We start from the raw sequence: 19,389 nt of genomic DNA on the forward strand, positions 1-19,389 counted from the left end.
CGCGCACCCGCCGGCGCACCGCGTCCGGCGGGTGCGAACTGATCAGCCGGCGGGACGGGAACACGCGGGGGGCGCGGGGTCGCCGTCCCGCGGGGTCAGGCCGCGCCCCAGATCGCGGACCTCCTGGTTCGCGGCGAGCAGGCCCTCGTGCAGCCGCCGCAGCACGGTCCGCGCGGCGACCGGGTCGGCCGCCGCCACGCCCTCGGCCGCGGCGGCGGCCCGTTCGAGCTCGGCGAGCCGCCGCTGCATCCCGTCGTTGAGGTCACGGGCCATCCGGCGGCGCTGCGCGGCCTGCGCGTCGGCCTCCCGCAGATGCACCGCCCGTGTCTCGACCAGCCGGGCCCGGACGGCGACCTGCAACTGGGCGTTCTCCAGGGCGAGGCGCCCGGCCCGCAGCGCCGCGTCGGTGAACGCACCGTGATGCCCGAGCGCGGGGTCACCGGTCACCACGGCGAGCGGCTCGCCGTCACGCGTGCGGACGTCGCACGTCCAGCGGGGGCCCGAGGATCGCGCCGGGGCGGTACTCTCGGCCGGCTGGCCGTCCACGTCGACATAGCCCTCACCGCCGGGCAGCCGGAAGTGGACCTCCACCGTCGGGTCGTGCAGGACGACGCGCAGCGCGTCCCGGACACTGCGCACGGTCGCCGGGGCGGCCAGGCGGAGCACCCGGTCGGCGGCGGTGGCCGCACCGAGCGCGCGGCGGCCGGTGGCGACCGCCAGCATCAGCGGGAACACCGAGATGACGGCGCCCTGCGACGCGACCGCCCCCAGCACCCGGCTCAGGTCGTCGTCCTCGATGGCCGGGGCCAGCAGGGCCGCGCCGGCCATCGCCACCCCCATCGCGAACAGCACCAGCGGCGCCACGGTGCGCTCCGGGCCGCGTACCCGCCGGACACGCCGGATCAGCAGGCCCCCCAGGGCGACCGCGAGCAGCGGGTCGATCACCAGGTACGCGTCGCTGATCGCGCCGAAGACCCGCTGGTCGGCCAGCGGCGCGGGCCACCAGACGTCCGGGGCGTACCCGTTCCACTCCGGCCGCGACGCGAGGACGCTCCACGCCATCAGCGGCCCGAGCACGATCGCCGTCACCACGACGATCGCCCGGTCGGCCCGCCCGATGAACCGCCCGTCGGGGTAGAGGAGCAGCGCGGTCCCGAACAGCAGGTAGAACAGGCAGCTGCCGGCGATGCCGAGCAGCGGCAGCGCGCCGGTGTTCCAGCTCATCGTCCACGTCGTGAGCCAGGCGAGACCGGCCCCGGCGAGCAGGACGCCGGTGCGCCGCAGCAGCGCCGACCCGGCCAGCAGGACACCGGCGGTGGTCAGCGAACCGGCGACGAGGATGTTCAGCGTGGCCAGCGGGCACTCGTGGCGCAGGTAGGGCCAGCCGGCGACGATCGTGCCCGCGGCGACCGCACCACCGGCGCCGACCGCGGGCAGCAGTCGGCGCACCGCCGCCCACCCGCGTCGGACGACCGGCCGGGTCACGGCGCGCCGCCGGTGGGCACGCTGACGAGCACCGTCGTCCCGGCACCGGGCGGGCTGGTCAGCAGCATGCTGCCGCCCGCGGTGCCGACCCGGTCGCGCAGGCCGGCCAGGCCGCCGGCGGCACCGGCCGCGGCGCCGCCGCGGCCGTCGTCGCGGACCTCGGCCTCGAGCCCGGCCGCGCCGCCGGTCAGCCGCACCCACACGGCGCCGGCCCCGGAGTGCTTCACCACGTTCGCCAACGCCTCGCAGACCGCGAAGTACACCGTGCGCTCGGCGAGGTCGCCGTAGGGGGCGGTGCCGGTGAGCTCGATCCGCAGATCCACCGGCAGTCTCAGCCGGCCGGCCGCGTCACGGACCGCCCCGGCCAGGCCGGCGGTGCGCAGGATCTCCGGGTCCAGGCCACGGGCGACGTTGCGGACCTCCGCGTTCGCCGCCAGCAGCCCGGCCCGGATGTCCCGGAACACCGACGCCGTGCTGTCCGGGTCGTCGTCGGTCGACCACTCCGCCGCGCTCGCCGACATCGCCAGCGCGAGCAGGCGCTGCTGGACACCGTCGTGCAGGTCCCGCGCGATGCGGTTGCGCTCGGCGGCCTCGGCCTCCTCGACCCGCCGCTGGGCGGCCCGGGTCTCCACCAGCTGCGCCTGGATGGCGACCTGGAGCTGGGCGTTCTGCAACGCCAGCCGCGCGGCCCGCAGCGCCGCCTCGGTGAACGACGCGTGCCGGCGCAGCAGCGGCCCGCCCGTCACCACCGCGAGCCGCTCCCCCGAGATCGCCGTCACCTCCTGGCGCCAGGCCTGCGGCCACCCGTCGGGGTCGGCCGCCTCCCCCGCGACGTCGACGAAACGGTGTTCCTCGGGCAGCCAGAAGAAGACGTCCACCGTGCCGTCGCGCAGCACGCTGCGCAGCGCGTCCCGGACGGCGCCGACCGTCGCCGGGCCGCCGCCGAGGCGCAGCATCCGGTCGGCGGCGGTCGCCGCGGCCACCGCCCGGCGCACCATCGCGACGAGCAGCGCGAGCGGGAACACCGCCAGCACGGCGCCCTGCGCGGCGAGGCCGTCGGCGACGTGCCCCGGCTGGTGGTTCTCCAGGGTGGGTGAGAGCGCCGCCAGGCAGAGGACCACGACGCCCAGCACGGCGAGCGCGGGCGCGATCAGAGAGCGTTCCAGCCCGTAGAGCCGGGCGCGGCGCCGCACGAGCAGGCCGACGAACACCACCGCGAGCGCCGGGTTGATGACGGTGTAGAGGTCGCTGACGAACCCGAACACGGCCTCGTCGGCCAGCAGGGACGGCCAGGCGACCTGCGGCGCGAACCCGTTCCACTCCGGTTCCGCCACGATGATCGCCACCAGGGCCAGCGGGCCGAACGCCACGGTGGTGGCCATCGCCGCCCACCAGTCCGCCCGGCCGGAGAGCCGCCCGTCCGGGTACAGCAGCACCCCCCAGCCGAACACGACGAAGAACAGCGCGTTCGCGAACAGACCGATCGCCGGCAGCGGTCCGACCTCCCGGCACAGCAGCCAGGTGGCGGCCCAGCACAGCCCGGCCGCGACGGCCAGCAGACCGGTGCGGCGCAGCACGGCGAGGCTGGCGAGCAGGATTCCGGAGGTGACGAACGCGCCGGCCACGAAGGCGTTGACCGCGGCCGCCGCGGGCTCGGCACGCCAGTACGGCCAGCCGGCGGCGAGCGCGAGACCGGCCGCCACGGCGCCGAGCGCGAGGGCCGCCGATGGTAACCGGTACCGGCTCCAGCAGTCCGCCGCCGGGCCGATCACGATCGTCGACACGGATCCCCTTCGCCGGATCTGCCGCTCTGCGTAGCGATCGTCGCACGCTCGCGCACCGCCCCACCCGCCGGGGATCCACGCACCGGCCGGCCGGGGGACGACTGATCGACCAACTGGGGGTCACAACGCCAGGCGGCCCCGGGCCGACCCGCCCGCGGGGTGGTTCAGCCCCTCGCGGCGGGGGTGAGCGCCGCCCGCACGACCCGGCCGACGGCGGCCGTCTCGAGCAGGAAGCCGTCGTGACCCGACGCGGACGGGACGAGCCGCAGCTCGGTGCCCAGGTGGCGGGCGAGCTCGGCCTGCAGGCGCGGCGGGTAGAGGCGGTCGCTGTCGATGCCGGCGACCGTCACCGGGACGGGGCAGGCCCGCAGCGCCGCCGGCACGCCGCCGCGGCCACGCCCGGCGTCCTGGCTCATCATCGCCGCGGTCAGCGTGACGTAGCTGCCGGCGTCGAAGCGGTGCGCCAGCTTCGCGCCGTGGTGCTCGACGTAGGACGCGGCGGCGTAGCGGCCGTCCGCCTGGACCGCGTTGCCGAACCGGTGCGCCAGCTCACGTTCGCTGCGGTAGCTGACCTGCCCCATCTGCCGGGCCAGGCCCAGCCCCACGTGCGGGCCGGCGCCGGGCGGGCGGTCGTGGTAGTCGCCGCCGTGCCAGTTCGGGTCGGCGCGGATGATCGCGAGCTGGGTCGCGTAGAGCGCGATCTGCTCGGCGGTCGCCGCCGCCCCGCAGGAGACCACGACGGCGCGCCGCACCCGCGCGGGGAACGCCAGGGCCCATTCCAGCGCCCGCATCCCGCCCATCGAACCGCCGATGACCGCCGCCCACCGGCCGACACCGAGCTCGTCGGCGAGCAGCGCCTCCGCCCTGACCTGGTCGCCGACGGTGATCTCCGGCCAGCGCCCGCCCCAGGGACGCCCGTCGGGGGCGACGGAGGCCGGGCCCGTCGTGCCCTGGCAGCCGCCGAGGACGTTCGGGCAGACGACGAAGAACCGGTCGGTGTCGAGGACGGCACCCGGCCCCACCAGCCCACCCCACCAGCCCGGGGTCGGATGCCCCGGCCCGGCGGCACCGGCGAGGTGGCTGTCGCCGGTGAGCGCGTGCAGCACCAGCACGGCGTTGCCCGCGTCGGGCGCGAGCGTGCCCCAGGTCTCGTAGGCGATCGTCACGCCCGGCAGTGAACCGCCGCGTTCCAGCGCCAGCGCGCCCGCCGGCCGGGCGAACCGGCGGCCGCCCACGGGATCGCCGGGACGCCACGCGGCCGACGCCGGCGGGAGCGCGGCCGGCGGGGCGTGGGCCGGCGGGGCCGGTGACGGCAGGGCCGGGGCCGGCAGGGCCGGGGCCGGCAGGGCCGGGGCCGGGGGCGCGGGCTCGGTCATCCGGACTTCGCGGCCCGGAAGCCGGCGTCGAGGTCGGCGAGGATGTCGTCGATGCCCTCGATGCCGACCGAGAGCCGGATCAGGTCGGGGGTGACCCCGGTGGCCGCCTGCTCGGCGTCGGTGAGCTGCGAGTGGGTGGTCGTCGCCGGGTGGATGACCAACGAGCGGACGTCACCGATGTTGGCGAGGTGGCTGAACAGCTCCAGGCCCTCGACGAACTTCCGGCCCGCCGCGGCGCCGCCCTCGATGCCGAACGCCAGCACGGCGCCCGCGCCGCGGGGCAGGACCCGGCTCGCCCGCTCGTACCACGGTGAGTTCGCCAGCTTCGGGTACGCGACCCAGCTGACCTCGTCGCGTGCCTGCAGCCACTCGGCGACACGCAGCGCGTTGGAGCTGTGCCGTTCCACCCGCAGCGAGAGCGTCTCCAGGCCCTGCAGGAACAGGAAGGAGTTGAGCGGCGCGACGGCCGGGCCGAGGTCGCGCAGCAGTTGCACCCGGGCCTTCGCGATGTAACTGCCGTGGCCGAGGGCGTCCCAGTAGACCAGGCCGTGGTAGCTCGGGTCGGGGGTGGTGAAGTTCGCGAACCGCCCGCTGGCGCCGTAGTCGAACCGCCCGCCGTCGACGATGATCCCGCCGATCGAGGTGCCGTGGCCGCCGATGAACTTCGTCGCCGAGTGCACGACGATGTCGGCGCCGTGCTCGAACGGCCGGTACAGGTAGGGCGTCGCCAGGGTGTTGTCGATGATCAGCGGCACGCCCGCCTCGTGCGCGACGGCCGCGACGCCCTCGGTGTCGAAGACGTCCCCGCGCGGGTTGCCGATCGTCTCGCCGAAGAACGCCCGCGTCTCGGGGCGTACCGCGGCCCGCCAGGCGTTCAGGTCGTCCGGCTCGTCGACGAACGACACCGAGATGCCGAACTTGGGCAGCGTGTAGTGGAACAGGTTGTAGGTGCCGCCGTAGAGGTTCGCGGAGCTGACGATGTGGTCGCCGGCCTCGGCCAGGTTGAGGATCGCCAGCGTCTCGGCCGCCTGCCCCGAGGCCGTGGCGAGCGCGCCCACCCCGCCTTCGAGGGCGGCGACGCGCTGCTCGAAGACGTCCTGGGTGGGGTTCATGATCCGGGTGTAGATGTTGCCCGGCTCACCGAGCGCGAACAGCGCGGCCGCGTGGTCGGTGTCGCGGAAGACGAAGCTCGTCGTCTGGTAGATCGGGACGGCCCGCGCACCGGTCGTGGGATCGGGCTGCGCGCCCGCGTGGATCTGCTGCGTCTCGAACGACCAGTTCGACTCGGTCATGGCGGAGGTCCCCCTCTGGCGGTGGTGGCACTGCGGTGCCTGGTCCCGGGCGGAGCCGGAGTCCAGGGTGGTGCTCGGACGGCGTCGGGCAGGGGGCCGCTCAGGGGGCGCCACGCCCATCTCACGGCCTGGCCGGCCCGCGCCGCGCATCCGTTGGTCTCTGCCGGGTGGCCGTTCGGCACCCTGGTCCGGGGCCGGAAGAAGGATGCCCCGCCCGAGGCGGAAAGGCGCGGATACACGCCGTGCCGCCACGATCTCACCAGGTCACGGGCCGGGCGCGCTTCCCGCAGACGGTGGCGGACGTCGCCGGGACGGATGCCCGCGGTCCATGGAACGCCGCCCACGGGAACGGGCCGCCCGGTGGAGCGGGGCACGTGGTGGCGGGGCACGTGGTGGAGCGGGGTGTCGCGATCGCCCGCGGCGGGGACTAGCCGAGCGGCCGGCCGCCGGTACAGGCGGCCGAGGTGACGCGGAGCAGATCGATGTGCTCCCGACGCACCAGCATGAGCGGAGTCGGCATGCCGGAACCGAAACACGCCGGACACAAGGTCGACAACACGCGTTCGATGTGTCCCACGCCACACTCCGGTAGGTCACCGACAGACCGCGGAACGTCCCGCGAGCCCGCGACCTCGCCGGTCACGGAAAAACACCTGTCCGATCGGGAAAGCGAGTAAAGTCCCGCGGACGCGTCCCGCCCGGAGCAGGGAGGCTCGATGCCCGACTCCCCCGCCGCTTCCCCCGCTCGCCCGCACCCGGCGGGTGGCGCGGGTGCGGTGCGGCTGCCCGTTCTCGACCTGCGGCACTACACCGCGCCGGCCGGGCGGGCCGAGCGAGCGGACTTCCTGGACGCGCTGCGGGCCGCCTGCCGCGACCCGGGCTTCCTCCAACTGACCGGGCACGGCGTCCCCGCCGCCCACACCGAACGGATCATCGCGGTGAGCCGCGCGTTCTTCGACCTGCCGCTCGCCACCAGGCTCGAGATCGAGAACATCCACTCCCCGCATTTCCGCGGCTACACCCGTCTCGGGCACGAGATCACCCGGGGCAGACCGGACCTCCGCGAGCAGATCGACATCTCCGACGAGCGGCCGGCCCGCGTCCTCGGGCCCGACGACCCGCCCTACCTGCGCCTGGACGGGCCGAACCAGTGGCCGGCGGCCGTACCGGAACTGCGCGGGGCCGCCCTGGACTACCTGGCCGAGCTGGGACGCGTCGCCCGGGTGCTGGTGCGCGCGCTCGCCGAGTCGCTGGGACTGCCGCCCGACCACCTCGACCCGACCTTCGCCACCGAGCCCCGCTCCCACCTGAAGCTGCTGCGTTACCTGCCGGCACCGGCCGGCGCGGCGGCCGGGCGGGACGCCGGCGAGCACGATCAGGAGGACGGCCAGGGCGTCGGCGCGCACAAGGACGGCGGCTTCCTGACCTTCGTCCTGCAGGACGACGTTCGCCCGGCACACCCGGGCGGCTCCCCCGCGGATCCGGGCGGCTCCCCCGGCGGCCGGTCCGGTCTGCAGGTCGCCGACGGCGGGGGCGGCTGGATCGACGCCGAGGCGGTGCCCGGCGCCTTCGTGGTGAACATCGGCGAGATGTTCGAGCTGGCCACCCGGCGTTACTACCGGGCGACCGTCCACCGCGTCGTAAGCCCACCACCAGGCCACGAGCGGGTGTCCGTGGCGTTCTTCTTCGGACCACGGCTGTCGGCCACCCTCGAACCCATGCCGCTGCCCGCCGCGCTCCTCGCGGAGATCCCCGACGCCGAACCACCCGACCCGGAGAACCCGATCTTCGCCCAGCACGGGACGAACACCTTGAAAAGCTGGCTGCGCAGCCATCCAGAAGTGGCCCGCCGCCACTACGCCGATGTGACGCTCCCGAGCGGAGGCGGCGCGTGACCGACACGATCGGGGCCTCCCCGGCCCGGCGGAACACCGCCGCGCCCGCGGGCCGGAAGGCCGTCGCGCCGCCGCCCCGGGAGACCGGTGAACCGGGGCGGCCGGGGCAGCCGGTGGCGGGCACTCCGGACTGGTCATTCGAGACCCGGCAGATCCACGCCGGCACCCGCCCCGATCCCACGACCGGGGCCCGCGCGGTGCCGATCTACCAGAGCACCTCGTTCGTGTTCCCGGACGTGGCCCACGCCGCCGGCCTGTTCGCCCTCACCGAGACGGGGTTCACCTACACCCGGGTGGTCAACCCGACCCAGGACGCCCTCGAGCAGCGGGTGGCCGATCTGGAGGGCGGTGTCGCCGCCCTCGCGACAGCCAGCGGGCAGGCCGCGCAGACCCTGGCCGTCCTCAACCTCGCCTCCGCCGGCGATCACCTCGTCTCGTCCGCGTCGCTCTATGGCGGAACGTACGCCCTGTTCCGGCACACCCTCGCCGATCTCGGCATTGAGACCACGTTCGTTGACGACCCCGACGACCTCGACGCCTGGCGCGCGGCGATCCGCCCGAACACCGCGGCGTGCTATGGGGAGACGATCGGCAACCCGCGCGGGAACGTCCTCGACATCGCCGGCATCGCGGACGTCGCGCACGAGGCCGGGATCCCACTGCTCGTCGACAACACGCTGGCCTCGCCCTACCTGACCCGCCCGCTGGAGCACGGGGCGGACATCGTGCTGCACTCGGCCACGAAGTTCATCGGCGGGCACGGCACGTCCATCGGCGGGATCGTCGTGGACGGCGGCCGGTTCGACTGGGGCAACGGGCGCTACCCGCGGTTCACCGAACCGGACCCGGCCTACGACGGCCTGGTGTTCCTCGACGAGTTCCCCGAGACGGCCTTCATCCTGCGGGCCCGCGCCCGGCTGCTGCGCGACCTCGGCCCGGCGCTGGCGCCGATGAACGCGTTCCTGCTGCTGCAGGGCCTGGAGACGCTCTCGCTGCGGATGGAGCGGCACAGCGCCAACGCGTTGCGTGTCGCCGAGTGGCTCGAGGCGCGCGACGAGGTGGGCTGGGTCGCCTACCCGGGCCTGCCCTCCAGCCCGTGGCACGCCGCGGCGGCGCGCTACCTGCCCCGCGGCACCGGGGCGGTCGTCGCGTTCGGCCTGCGCGGCGGGGCCCTGCTCGGGCCGCGGTTCATCGAGGCGCTGCAGCTGCACAGCCACCTGGCGAACGTCGGCGACGTCCGGTCGCTGGCCATCCACCCGGCGTCCACCACACACGCGCAGCTGCGCGAGGACGAGCGGCTCACCAGCGGGGTGTCCGCCGACCTGGTGCGGCTCTGCGTCGGCATCGAGGGCGTGGACGACATTCTCGCCGACCTCGACGGGGCGTTCCGCGCGATCGCGCGGTCCCACTGAAGGCGGTGGCGGTGGCGGTGCCCCGGCGGCCGCGGTCGGTTCAGGGTGCTTGCGGGCGGAGCCTGCCGTCGTCGCAACGCGTGCTCGCCGCCGCCGGGACCCGCGGGTCCGGGATGGCGCAGCGCAGGGTGGTGACCGCGCGCGACGGCTCCGCGGAGAGCTCGTAGACCGCCATCAGCTTCCCGGTCGGATCCAGGCCGCCGCCCTGGTCGGGCACGTCGAGCGCGCGGTCGGGCACGCCGGCGTGCAGGGGCCCGGTGACTCCCACGAAGCCGCTCCGGCCCTGGTAGACCTCGCGGAGCGCGACGTAGAGGTCGAAACCGTCGAAACCGAGGACCGGCCGGCGGCGCGCGGTCTCCCGGACGGCGTCAGCCCGCTCCAGCAGCTCGCGGCAGCCGGCCAGGGCCGGTTCCCGCCGGCACGACTCGGCGCGCAGCCCGACCTGCCCGGCGAGCGTGACGGCGTCGTACAGGGCCCAGGCGGCAGAGTCGGGGAACTCCGCGAACCTGGGCCGGTCCTCCTCCGGGAGCTGGTCCCGGACCCTGCGGAACTCGCTCACGGCCGGGCCGAAGTCGGCGATGAGACCGTTGTCGAACAGTGTCCGCGCCGAACTCGGGTCCTCCGGGCCAAAAGCCGAGAACAGGAGCTTCGGCCGGGTGGCCGGGTCTTTCTCGAGAATTTCCTGGACGGTCTCCCAGGCGTCTCCGTCACGCAGGTCGGAAAGCGCGTCCCCGCCCAGCACGTGGATGTTGCTCCGGCACTTCGCGGGCAGGGTCATGAGCAGGGTGAGCAGCTCGGGGAGCTCGGCCGTCCGCCCGGCGTAGATGATGAGCCGGGGTGCGTCGGTCACCTCGACCCCGGCTATCTCGGGATTGTCCCCGCAGATTCTGGCCTGCGGGTCGGCGAGCGCCTGGCCCAGCGGTCTCGGGGTGTCGGGGTCCGTCGAGTAGGTGATCACGCGCTGGTCGAGCAGGGTCTCGAAAGCGGTGCCGCTGAACCTGGACTCGTACTCGGGGCTGGTCAGCTTGCCGGTGTAGGCGTCGAGCATGCTGCGGCCCCAGCGGTCCGCCTCGTCGTAGACGATGAACGGCACGACCTGGTCGAGCTGGCCCCGCGGCGCCCAGGACAGGCCCATCTCGGCCTGCCGGTCGTCGGATCCGCCGATTCGGAAGTAGCCGGGTTCCCCGGTGAGGTCCGTCCCTGACTGGGTGGCCGCGATCATCGGCACGCCGGAGAAGGCACTCGTGTTGCCGGCGAGCTCCGTCTGGCCGATATCGTTGATCATTTTCTCCGAGTCGTCCCGGGTCTGGCCGAGCCCCACGACGATCACCGGTCCGGCGTTCCTGGTCGCCTCGCGGATCCTGTCCCCGGCCTGGGCGGCGAACTCCGCGTCCCCGCCGAGGTTCGCGGCCCACACCCGCATCCGGGGGCCGTCGGGGTGCGTGGCGTTGAACCGACGCATCGCGGTCAGCGCGGTGAGCAGTTCGACGTTGTCGAGCCCGTCGGTCTCCTCCCCGGAGCTCAGGTGGCCGGCCAGCACGACGGTCAGCCGGCCGGTCGGCGTGCCGTGCTCGCGGTCGGCCCGCTCGTTCTCGGCCACGACCTCCCGCCAGGCCGCCTCGACGCTCCGCTCGACGGCGCTGGGCACCGCCGCGCCCACCGGCCCGCCCGCCAGCGGGCCCGTGCCCGCCGGCGCGCCGACACCGGAGTTCGGGTCGGCGACGGCGAAGGCCCCGGCCGCGTCCGTCCGGACCCCGACGCACTGCAGCTTCCCCGGGATGGCCGCGGTCTGACGCGACCGCATCGCCTCCAGCGCCGCCGTGCCGCAGGGGCCGCCGGTGTCCGGGCCGGCGGCGGTGCCGCCCCCGTCGCCGGCTCCGAGGATGTTCCAGAGCCCGAACGCGACCAGGACCGCCAGGACGGTGGTCGTCGCGACGAGGGTCGTCCGCACCCGGCCGCGGCGGTGGGTCAGGAGGGACACCGACGCCGCCACCCGGCGCCCGAGGGTCGGCGGCGGGGGCAGCCGGTCCGCCATGACCTGCGCCAGGCGGCCGACCTCCCGCACGTACGTCCCGCTGCTCGGGCGCAGGGCGCTCAGGGGCCGGGATCCGTGGTGCTGACGATCGCGCAGTACCCGGAGCATGGCGGCACGCCGGTCGTCGCCGCTTTCCTCGGCGGCGGCGAGCAGCCCGGCCAGGTCCATCTCGGACCAGTAGATCGGGATTATCCGGCGGCGCACACCGTGCCTGGACTGCTCGGCGCGTTCCAGCGCCAGGAACTGGGTGAACTCGCGGAGGCACTCGTCGCTGGCCGCGAAGGCGGGGGACACCACCGGCAGCAGGAACAGGACCTTGCCCAGCCCGGTCTCGAGCGTGGGCCGCCAGACGTCACCCGCGACGATGTCGCTGCGATCCTGAAAGATCTTGATGTCCCGCCCGGAGCGTTCGCAGAGCTCGTGCTCCAGATCCGCCCTGAGCCTCGTGAGACGGCCACGACCCGTGTCGTCCTTGTGCGCATAGCTCAGGAAGGCGACCGGCTCCACCATGGCCCGCGGCGCCATTCACGACTCCCCCCTCGTGCGAACACGTCAGTATCACCTGCTCGCGCACAGTGGGGGAATAACCGGTGCCGTTTCACGCCGGCAGAACAGGCAGCGCACGGAGCGACGCCGACATCTGGCGGAACTCGCCGGGGCCGGCACTGCCCCCTGGTATGGGGAAACGATTTGTCATGCCGGCGGCCGGCCGGTGGACACGGCCGGGTCAATACCCCCGGAAGGCACCCCGACCAGCACGTTCTCCGGGTTTCGACCGCGTCCAGGACAGTGTTCGGAGCAGTTCGACCGACGGCACGGGTGACCGGGAGAGGATGTCGGACGGGCGGCGGGAGAGCACCAGGACCGACCGCGGTCCCGGCAGGTCGACGGACACCTCCGACACCTCGGCCGGACTCGGCAGGTCCGGCAGGTCGGGCAGGTCGGGGATCCGCGGGGCCGCCGCCTCCCCCACCACCGGCCGCCACGGGGCGAGCAGCCGGTCGAGGCCGGCCAGCGCCGACTCCGCCGCCGTCCCGGCGGTGGCGGGGTGCCCGGCCCACCCGCGCCGCGCGGAGGCCGACGCCGAGCGGCCGGCCCCGGTGATGACCGCGGTGGTGGCGCCGGCGGCGGTCGCGGTGGGCGGCTCGCCGGGCGCGGGCGCGGGTGGGGGCGCCGGCACGGCCGCCCGGTCCCGCCCGTCGCGCGCCGCCGGCGACTCCGCCGTCGGGCCGGCCCCGTCCGCGCTCACCGCGGGCAGCGCCGCCTGCCCGACCCGGCTGGACTGCGCGGCGGTCAGCGCGTCCCCCGGGACGACGTTCATCCCGGCCGCCGCGGCGACGATGGCGACGACCCCGGCGGCCGGGACCAGCCGGCGGCCCGCCGCCGGCGCCCGACGACGCGGACCCGGACGGCCGGGCGGGACGTCCCCGGCGGCGCCCGCGCCCACCAGGGCAGCCCGACCCACCGCGGCATCCCTACCCACCGGGGCGTTCGGGCCGGTGACGACCTCGAGGACCCGCTCGGCGTCCGGTCGCGGGTCGATGCCGGCCGGCACGTCACCGGAGACCAGCCAGCGCAGCAGCTCCGCCGCGGCCGGGCGCAGCTCGGGCCGCTTGCGCAGCGCCGTCGTGACCACCGGACGCAGGTCGGCGGGAACGCCCTCGATGTCGGCGTCACCCTGCACCGTGCGCAGCACGAGCGCCTGCAGCGGCCCGTCCCCGAACGGCGCCCGCCCGGTCGCCGCGAACGCGACCGTCAGCGCCCAGCCGAAGACGTCGGCGGCCGGGCCCGGCCGGTTGTCACCGGCGATCAGTTCGGGGGCCATGTAGCCGACGCTGCCCAGCACCACCCCGGAGGCCGTCATCGTCCCCGGCAGCCCGGCGGCGATGCCGAAGTCGATCACCTTCGGGCCGTCCGCGGCGAGGATGACGTTGCTCGGCTTGAGGTCGCGGTGCACCACGTCGACGTCGTGGATCGCGCGCAACGCCTCGGCGAGGCCGGTCGCGAGGGCGCGCAGCGCCTCCCGTCCGGCCGGGCCGTCCGCCGCGACGGCGCCGAGCAGGGTGGGGCCGTAGACGTACTCGGTGGCGATCCACGGCGGGTCACCGGCCGGTTCGGCGTCCAGGAGGCGGGCGACCCGCGGGCTGTCGATGACGGCGATCGCGGCGGCCTCCCGGGTGAACCGGCGACGGAAGCCCTCGTCCTCGAGGTACTCGTCGCGCAGCACCTTGACGGCGGCCTGGCAGCCGGCGCCGTCCACCCCGAGGTACACCACACCCATGCCGCCGCTGCCCAGCCGGGCCGCCAGCCGGTAGGGCCCCACGACGAGCGGGTCGCCGGCCCGCAGCGACTTCAACGCCACCAGCTCCTCCGACCGCCAGGTTCCTGGGCCGCTGCGTCGGACGGGTCCACGGTCACCACCGGATCACTCGTGATCGGACATCGGACATCTCGCGTCGGGCATCGGACATCAGGCGGACGTGCTCGCCGTGCCCGACCGGCTCGGCGCCCGGTGGCACCCGGCCGGCGGCCCACCACCGCGCGCACGGCGACCACCGGGCCAGAGCCCGTCCACAGGTAGATACGCGGTGACCACCCGGCTACCCACGCGCCATCTCACCGCCGCCGCCCGACTGGCTCCGGACACCGCTCCCGAAAGCCGGTGGGCGGGCCGCCCGAGCGCGGATAATTTTGAGAATGGGGCGTACCTATGACCGGATCGACGACCGGCTGCGGTCGTTCATCGAGGACCAGAAGATCTTCTTCGTGGCGTCGGCGCCGCTCTCCGCCGACAGCCACGTCAACCTCTCGCCGAAGGGCCGCGACGGTTCGCTCACCGTGCTCGACGAACGGACGGTCGCCTACCTCGACTTCGGCGGCAGCCACGCGGAGACGATCGCGCACCTGCGCGAGAACGGCCGGATCACCCTCATGTGGTGCGCCTTCGACGGGCCACCGAAGATCCTGCGGGTGCACGGGACCGGTGAGCCGGTGTTCCGGGACGACCCGCGGTGGCCGGAGCTGATCGCCCGGTTCCCGGCGGACCAGGCGGCCGCGAGCGGGCTGCGGGCGATCATCCTGATCTCCGCGCAGCGGATCAGCGACAGCTGCGGCTACGCCGTCCCGTTCCTGGACTACCGGGACGAGCGTCCACTGCACGCCCAGTACTTCGACCGCAAGACCGACCCCGAGTTCAGCGCCTACTGCAAGCGGGTCCCGTACAACGGCGCGAGCATCGACGGCCTGCCCGCCCTCCCGCTCCCCCTGCCGCCCCGCACCGGCTGAGCGGCCCATGCCGCCGGCGCTGGCCACCTCGGCGGCGCGACGTCCCAGGTAACGTCAGTTGACCGACATCGCAGGTCTCATAACCTGTCGCCGGAAAGCACCGTACGATCCCGGCGTGTCGGTTTCGCCTCCCGCCGCGCCGCGAGGCCGCGCAGACGACGGGTCCCCCGCCTCCCCCGCGCCGGCCCCGCCCGGGGCTGCCCCACCTGTCGCACCGGCCGCCGCGCGGCCGGTCTCGCTCACGCACGCCCGGCTGCCGCTGCTGTTCTCCGCCGTCGGGCTGGAGAGCACGACGGCGGTGGTCGCACCGTTCATCGCCGGCACGCTGGGGGCCGCGCCGATCGCGCTCGCCGGGATCGAGGCGGCGGGGCGGGCCGGCGGCAGCGCGGCCCGGGCCGGGGCGACGAAGCTCGCCGACCGCCGGCCCGGCCTGCGCGGGCCGTTCACCGTCGCCGGGAACACCGGGCTGGCGCTGGCCGCCGCCTTCCTGGCCGGCAGCAACGCCGTCTGGCAGGCCGGGGCGTGCCGGTCGGGGTCTTGGGTGGCGCGCGGGGTGGGCACCCCGCCGCTGCTGGAGGTGGCGAGCGCGACCGGCACGCCGAGCGAGCTGGGCGCCCGGCTCGGCCTCGAACGCTCCGTGGGGGCCCTCGGCGCCGCCTTCGGCGCGCTCGCGGCGGCGCTGCTGCTGGCGTTCGTCGAGGTGCGGACGGTGATCCTGCTCGCGCTGGTCCCGGTGGTCGCCGCAGTCGCCGTGAGCACGCACGGCACCCTGCGCGGGCGGGACGCGCTCGACCACGGCGTCCCGACCCAGGCCCGGCCCGAGCTCTCGCTGCTGCGCCAGCCGCCGCTGCGCCGGCTCGCCCTGGGCATCGCCTGCTACGAGGCGTCCAACATCGCGGCCGTGCTCCTGCTGCTGCGGGCCAGCAAGCTGCTGCCCGACGGCACCGGACGGCTCAGCCAGCTGCAGGCGGTCGCCGTGCTCTACGGCGTGTTCCATCTGTCCTCGGCCGCCGCGGCGGTGTGGGGCGGCCGGCTCGCCGACCGGTTCGGGGCCGGCCGGGTGATCGCCACCGGCGCGGCCTTCCTGCTCGGCGCGTACGCGGGTTTCGCCTTCGCCGGCGAGGGTGACCTGACCGCGATGACCGTCTGTTTCCTGCTCGCCGGCACGGCGGCGGGCGCGGTCGACGCGGCCGAGTACACCGGCGCCGGGCGGCTCACCCCGCCGGAGACGCACCGGGCCGTGTTCGGCGCGCTGTCCGGGCTGCAGAGCGCCGGCCGGGTCGTCGCGACGATCACCGCCGGCGGGCTGTGGACCCTGGTCGGGCCCGAGGCCGGGCTGCTGGTCTGCGGCCCGCTGCTCGTCCTGTGCGTCGCGCTGTTCACCAGGGGCACCGACCGCCCGCGCTGACTGACTGCCGCGGGGACGGCCGGTCTTCAGAGCAGGGCCGGTCTTCAGAGCAGGGCCGAGAGCGGGTCGCGCCCGGGGGACGGCTCGTCCCAGGCGATCCGGTAGTCGTACACGGCGGCCATCTGGCGCAGGCCGACCTTCATCGCCACCGGGACGATGTGGTCCCGCATCCAGCGGGCGGGGGCGTTCGGCGGCGGGGTGCGCGGCCGGTTGCGCCGGGCCAGCCGGTGGACGTGCGCCACCCGCTCCGCGCGGGCCGCCCGGTAGGCGGCGAAGCCGATCGGGGCCGTCGGGGCGTCGCGCAGGCAGCGGCCGAGCACGATCGCGTCCTCGATCGCCATGGACGCCCCCTGGCCGGCGTGCGGGAGCATCGCGTGGGCGGCGTCCCCGAGCAGGCAGACGTTGCGCCGGTACCAGGTCCCGGCCGGCTCCAGGACGGACAGCGGGAGCCGTTCGAGCCGGTCGGTGGCGTCCACGACCGCTCGCAGGTGGGCGGGGGCCCGCTCCAGCCGGGTGAGCAGCCGGCGGCGCACCTGTTCCTGGCCGGCGGCGGTGCGCGGGGAGGGCCACGGGTCGGCGGACACCATCGACATCGCCCACATCACCTCGCCGCCCGGCGTGCCGTAGTGGATGAACGTCCCGGTGCCGACGACGGTGAACTCGAGCATGCCGGTCTTGTACAAGCGGCCGGCCCGGTCCGCGAACCCGCCGACGGTCACCAGGCCGGCGAAGGTCGGCCAGGGCGTCCCGGGCGCGACGTGGCGGCGCACCCGGGAGCGCAGGCCGTCGCAACCGAGCAGGAAGTCGCCCGCGGCGCTGGAGCCGTCGGCGAAGTAGGCGCGGACGCCGGCCTCACCCCGGTCGTCCACCGAGTCGAACCGGCGGCCCGGGACGACCGGGATCCCGCGCCGGTCGAGCTCGCGCAGCAGCACCTGGCGCAGTTCGCTGCGCCGGATCACCCGGGAGGGTGCCTCGATCGTGCCGAGGTGACGGCCGTGGGCGTCGACGAAGTGGTTTCCCGCCGAGGGGTGCCCGGCCTCGTCGAGGCCCTGGATGTCGAGGAGCTCCAGGCCGCGTAAGCCGTTCGGGGCGATGCCGAGCAGCAGGCCGGCGGCGGCCTCGGGATCGGGGTCGGCCTCGAAGACCGTGGGACGGATGCCGGACCGGGCCAGCGCGATCGCCGCCGCGGGTCCCGCGATGCCCCCACCGATCACCAGCGCCCGCCGACCAGCCATCCCCATGCGCTTAATTATCCGTACGAATAGGCGCCTGTTTCGGACGGGCCGGCGGTGGGGCCCCGCCGCGGAAGTCAGGGCGGCGGGGGTGCGGCTCTGCCGCGGGATCAGGGCGGCCGGGGTGCGGCCCCGCCGCGGGGGTCAGGGCGGCCGGGGTGCGGCCCCGCCGCGGGGGTCAGGGCGGCCGGGGTGCGGCCCCGCCGCGGGGGTCAGGGCGGCGGGGCCGCTCTGCGCGGCAACGGCCATCGGGGCAGGGACGGCCGTCATCAGGAATTCGCCGCCGGCCGGGGCCGGCCCGCGAACAGATCGCCCCGGGCCCCTCGACACCGCCCGGCGGGTGGCCGGACGGGCCACCCACGGCCCGCCGATCGGGGCGTGTTTTCCCTGGTGGCATGGGTTTTTCGGGCCTTGCGGGGGGACTAGTCCCGGGCTATACGGGCATCGCCCGTCTGGGCCAGGGGTACCACGATCGCGGGGGTGTCTCCGGCCCCGGCGGGCGGTGCCGTCAGCTCCATCCGCGCCACGACGGCGCGCGGGTGAGCGTCGGCCCCGGCACCGATGGCGCCGGCAGCGGCCGCCGGGTCGGCAGGACCGGCCCCGACCCGTAGGCCGAACGGGTCGCGGGCGCGGCGGGCACCGTCCCGGGCCGGTTCAGCAGGCTCGCCGCCTGGCGTTCGGTGAGCACCCGCAGCAGGCTGCCCCGGCGCAGCTCGATCCGGGGCGCGGGCGGCCGCCCGGCGTTGGACGCGTTGGGCCGGCTGGACCAGCTGGGCCCGGTCGGCCGGACGGCCCGCGCCGGCGACGTCGTGGTGGGCGCCGGCGACAGGCTCCCCCGGTCGTCCACGGCCAGCTGCCCGATCACCCGTACCCAGGTGCCCTCGAGCCGCGCCGGGTCGCCGTGGGTCGCGATGAGCTCCCGGCTGACCCGGTCCCACCCGACGACGCTGAAGCCGCCGCCGCGGTCGTCCCCGAACTCCAGGACGGTGATCAGGCCGGTCCGTTCCAGCTGACGGACCCGGACGACCCGGCCGACGACGGTGGTCTCCTCACCGCGGCGGGCGAGCAGGCCCGCCCGGTCGAGCGCGGAGAGCACCCCGGGCCCGCCGACGGGCAGCGGGGCCGGGCGCAGCGGCCGGGTACGCAGGTACCGTGCCGCGCTCACGGTGCTGACCACGCCGACCACACCGGCCACACCGGCCGGGGCGGCAGGGACGGCCACCCCGGCCGGGCGCGGTTGCCGGGCCAGCGCCCTGGGCCCGCCCACCGGCACCGGGCCGGCGCCCGCCGGGCCCGACCGATACGGGGCGAGCGCGTCGGCGTCCAGCACCGCCGGCACGTCCTGGAAGTCGACCAGGCAGGCGTCCCGCAGCCGGCGCGCGGTGGCCGCGACCCCGGGCATCCGCTCGAGGCGGGCGAACAGCGCCGAGGCCGACGGATCGGCGAAGTCGGCCGCCGAGAAGATCAGGTTCTCGCCGGTGTTGAACTCACGCCACAGGCCCGGATTCCGGGCCAGGGCGGCCAGCGACACCGTGATCACTTCCTCGGCGAAGCGGTCGAGGGTGACGTCGTACTGGTTCGAGCGGTCCGGATGCTGGTAGTTGCGGTGGCCCCGCTCGGAGGCGCCGAGCCCGCCGAGCCCCGGCAGGTACATCCCGTCGTAGTCGACGAGCCGCACGGACGTGTCCGGCAGCACCAGGATGTTGCCGTGCTGCAGGTCGCCGTGCGCGGCACCGCGGCGGCGCAGCTCGGCGACGGCGTAGCCCAGGCCGAGCCGGACCCGGTCGAGGCGCGCCGGCCGGTCCAGGTTCTCCTGGACCCAGTCGTCGAGCCGCGCGCCGTCGATCCACTCCATCCGCACGATCGGCCAGCAGTGGCCGCGCACCCGGATCCCGGCCGGCTGGTAGTCCACGCCGACCAGGAAGTCCAGCGCGGCCGAGCGGACGAACTCGGCGATGCACGCGTAGCGCAGCTCCAGGTTGTCGCTGTGCCGGTGGAAGCAGCGCACGGCGTGGCGCCGGCCGTCCAGGCTGACGTCGAAGGTCAGGGCGAACCCGCCGGTGGCGACCGCCGGCATGCCCAGCGGGGTCAGCCGCGGCACGCTCGCGCGCAGCCGGTCGTCCAGGAACGCCAGCCGCGGGACCTGGACGGCCTGCTGGTAGTCGAGCAGGGTCGGCAGCTTCAA

Annotated in this window: 14 protein-coding genes; 5 read left to right on the forward strand and 9 right to left on the reverse strand. The window is 75.5% G+C overall.

All coding sequences use genetic code 11. From position 1 onward, the window contains the following. Positions 1 to 42: 42 nt before the first annotated feature. The 4 genes from B056_RS45275 to B056_RS0104450 all read right to left on the reverse strand — a co-directional run bounded on the left by B056_RS45275 (position 43) and on the right by B056_RS0104450 (position 5,937). Positions 43 to 1,449, reverse strand: coding sequence for a histidine kinase (locus tag B056_RS45275; RefSeq protein ID WP_035750143.1), 1,407 nt, complete (start codon positions 1,447 to 1,449; stop codon positions 43 to 45). 32 nt (positions 1,450 to 1,481) lie between these two features. Further along, positions 1,482 to 3,269, reverse strand: coding sequence for a sensor histidine kinase (locus tag B056_RS0104440; protein ID WP_018500703.1), 1,788 nt, complete (start codon positions 3,267 to 3,269; stop codon positions 1,482 to 1,484). A gap of 164 nt (positions 3,270 to 3,433) precedes the next feature. Next, complete coding sequence (gene metX, locus B056_RS0104445; RefSeq protein WP_018500704.1) at positions 3,434 to 4,645, reverse strand: homoserine O-acetyltransferase MetX; 1,212 nt, start codon at positions 4,643 to 4,645, stop codon at positions 3,434 to 3,436. After that, positions 4,642 to 5,937: a bifunctional o-acetylhomoserine/o-acetylserine sulfhydrylase gene (locus tag B056_RS0104450; RefSeq protein WP_018500705.1), complete on the reverse strand. Its 1,296-nt coding sequence runs from the start codon at positions 5,935 to 5,937 to the stop codon at positions 4,642 to 4,644. The genes metX and B056_RS0104450 overlap by 4 nt, the downstream gene beginning before the upstream one ends. 242 nt (positions 5,938 to 6,179) lie before the next feature. Between B056_RS0104450 and B056_RS44015 the strand changes: the two genes are divergently transcribed. Beyond that, positions 6,180 to 6,368, forward strand: a complete 189-nt coding sequence (locus tag B056_RS44015) for a hypothetical protein (protein WP_026239317.1) — start codon at positions 6,180 to 6,182, stop codon at positions 6,366 to 6,368. Here B056_RS44015 and B056_RS45675 read toward each other — a convergent pair. Then, on the reverse strand, positions 6,365 to 6,457 hold the full coding sequence (locus B056_RS45675; protein WP_326828215.1) for a putative leader peptide: 93 nt from the start codon (positions 6,455 to 6,457) through the stop codon (positions 6,365 to 6,367). The genes B056_RS44015 and B056_RS45675 overlap by 4 nt on opposite strands. A gap of 196 nt (positions 6,458 to 6,653) precedes the next feature. On the opposite strand from B056_RS45675, the gene B056_RS0104465 reads away from it, so the two are divergent. Next, the gene (locus B056_RS0104465; RefSeq protein WP_026239318.1) at positions 6,654 to 7,832 is read left to right on the forward strand and encodes an isopenicillin N synthase family dioxygenase; all 1,179 of its coding nucleotides are present in this window, start codon (positions 6,654 to 6,656) and stop codon (positions 7,830 to 7,832) included. Beyond that, complete coding sequence (locus B056_RS0104470) at positions 7,829 to 9,244, forward strand: bifunctional o-acetylhomoserine/o-acetylserine sulfhydrylase (protein ID WP_018500708.1); 1,416 nt, start codon at positions 7,829 to 7,831, stop codon at positions 9,242 to 9,244. The genes B056_RS0104465 and B056_RS0104470 overlap by 4 nt, the downstream gene beginning before the upstream one ends. 40 nt (positions 9,245 to 9,284) lie before the next feature. Here the strand turns inward: B056_RS0104470 and B056_RS0104475 are convergent, their stop codons facing one another. Continuing rightward, positions 9,285 to 11,804: a TIR domain-containing protein gene (locus B056_RS0104475; RefSeq protein WP_018500709.1), complete on the reverse strand. Its 2,520-nt coding sequence runs from the start codon at positions 11,802 to 11,804 to the stop codon at positions 9,285 to 9,287. Positions 11,805 to 12,006: 202 nt separating this feature from the next. Beyond that, positions 12,007 to 13,641, reverse strand: a complete 1,635-nt coding sequence (locus tag B056_RS43480; RefSeq protein ID WP_051105537.1) for a serine/threonine-protein kinase — start codon at positions 13,639 to 13,641, stop codon at positions 12,007 to 12,009. A gap of 335 nt (positions 13,642 to 13,976) precedes the next feature. Between B056_RS43480 and B056_RS0104485 the strand changes: the two genes are divergently transcribed. Beyond that, positions 13,977 to 14,564 (forward strand): pyridoxamine 5'-phosphate oxidase family protein, encoded by a 588-nt coding sequence (locus B056_RS0104485; RefSeq protein WP_018500710.1) that lies wholly within the window; start codon positions 13,977 to 13,979, stop codon positions 14,562 to 14,564. Positions 14,565 to 14,679: 115 nt separating this feature from the next. Continuing rightward, positions 14,680 to 15,972, forward strand: a complete 1,293-nt coding sequence (locus tag B056_RS0104490) for an MFS transporter (RefSeq protein WP_018500711.1) — start codon at positions 14,680 to 14,682, stop codon at positions 15,970 to 15,972. 44 nt (positions 15,973 to 16,016) lie between these two features. On the opposite strand, the gene B056_RS0104495 is transcribed toward B056_RS0104490, so the two are convergent. Then, positions 16,017 to 17,213: an FAD-dependent oxidoreductase gene (locus tag B056_RS0104495; RefSeq protein WP_018500712.1), complete on the reverse strand. Its 1,197-nt coding sequence runs from the start codon at positions 17,211 to 17,213 to the stop codon at positions 16,017 to 16,019. Positions 17,214 to 17,712: 499 nt separating this feature from the next. Next, positions 17,713 to 19,389, reverse strand: coding sequence for a protein kinase family protein (locus B056_RS0104500; protein ID WP_026239320.1), 1,677 nt, complete (start codon positions 19,387 to 19,389; stop codon positions 17,713 to 17,715).

Source organism: Parafrankia discariae (genome assembly GCF_000373365.1).
GTDB lineage: Bacteria > Actinomycetota > Actinomycetes > Frankiales > Frankiaceae > Parafrankia > Parafrankia discariae.

Excerpts from the sequence above, each read along its gene's own strand:
- metX (WP_018500704.1), bottom strand. The coding sequence starts at position 4,645 with ATGACCGAGCCCGCGCCCCCGGCCCCGGCCCTGCCGGCCCCGGCCCTG.
- B056_RS0104450 (WP_018500705.1), bottom strand. The coding sequence starts at position 5,937 with ATGACCGAGTCGAACTGGTCGTTCGAGACGCAGCAGATCCACGCGGGC.
- B056_RS45675 (WP_326828215.1), bottom strand. The coding sequence starts at position 6,457 with ATGCCGACTCCGCTCATGCTGGTGCGTCGGGAGCACATCGATCTGCTC.
- B056_RS0104465 (WP_026239318.1), top strand. The coding sequence starts at position 6,654 with ATGCCCGACTCCCCCGCCGCTTCCCCCGCTCGCCCGCACCCGGCGGGT.
- B056_RS0104475 (WP_018500709.1), bottom strand. The coding sequence starts at position 11,804 with ATGGCGCCGCGGGCCATGGTGGAGCCGGTCGCCTTCCTGAGCTATGCG.
- B056_RS0104485 (WP_018500710.1), top strand. The coding sequence starts at position 13,977 with ATGGGGCGTACCTATGACCGGATCGACGACCGGCTGCGGTCGTTCATC.
- B056_RS0104495 (WP_018500712.1), bottom strand. The coding sequence starts at position 17,213 with ATGGGGATGGCTGGTCGGCGGGCGCTGGTGATCGGTGGGGGCATCGCG.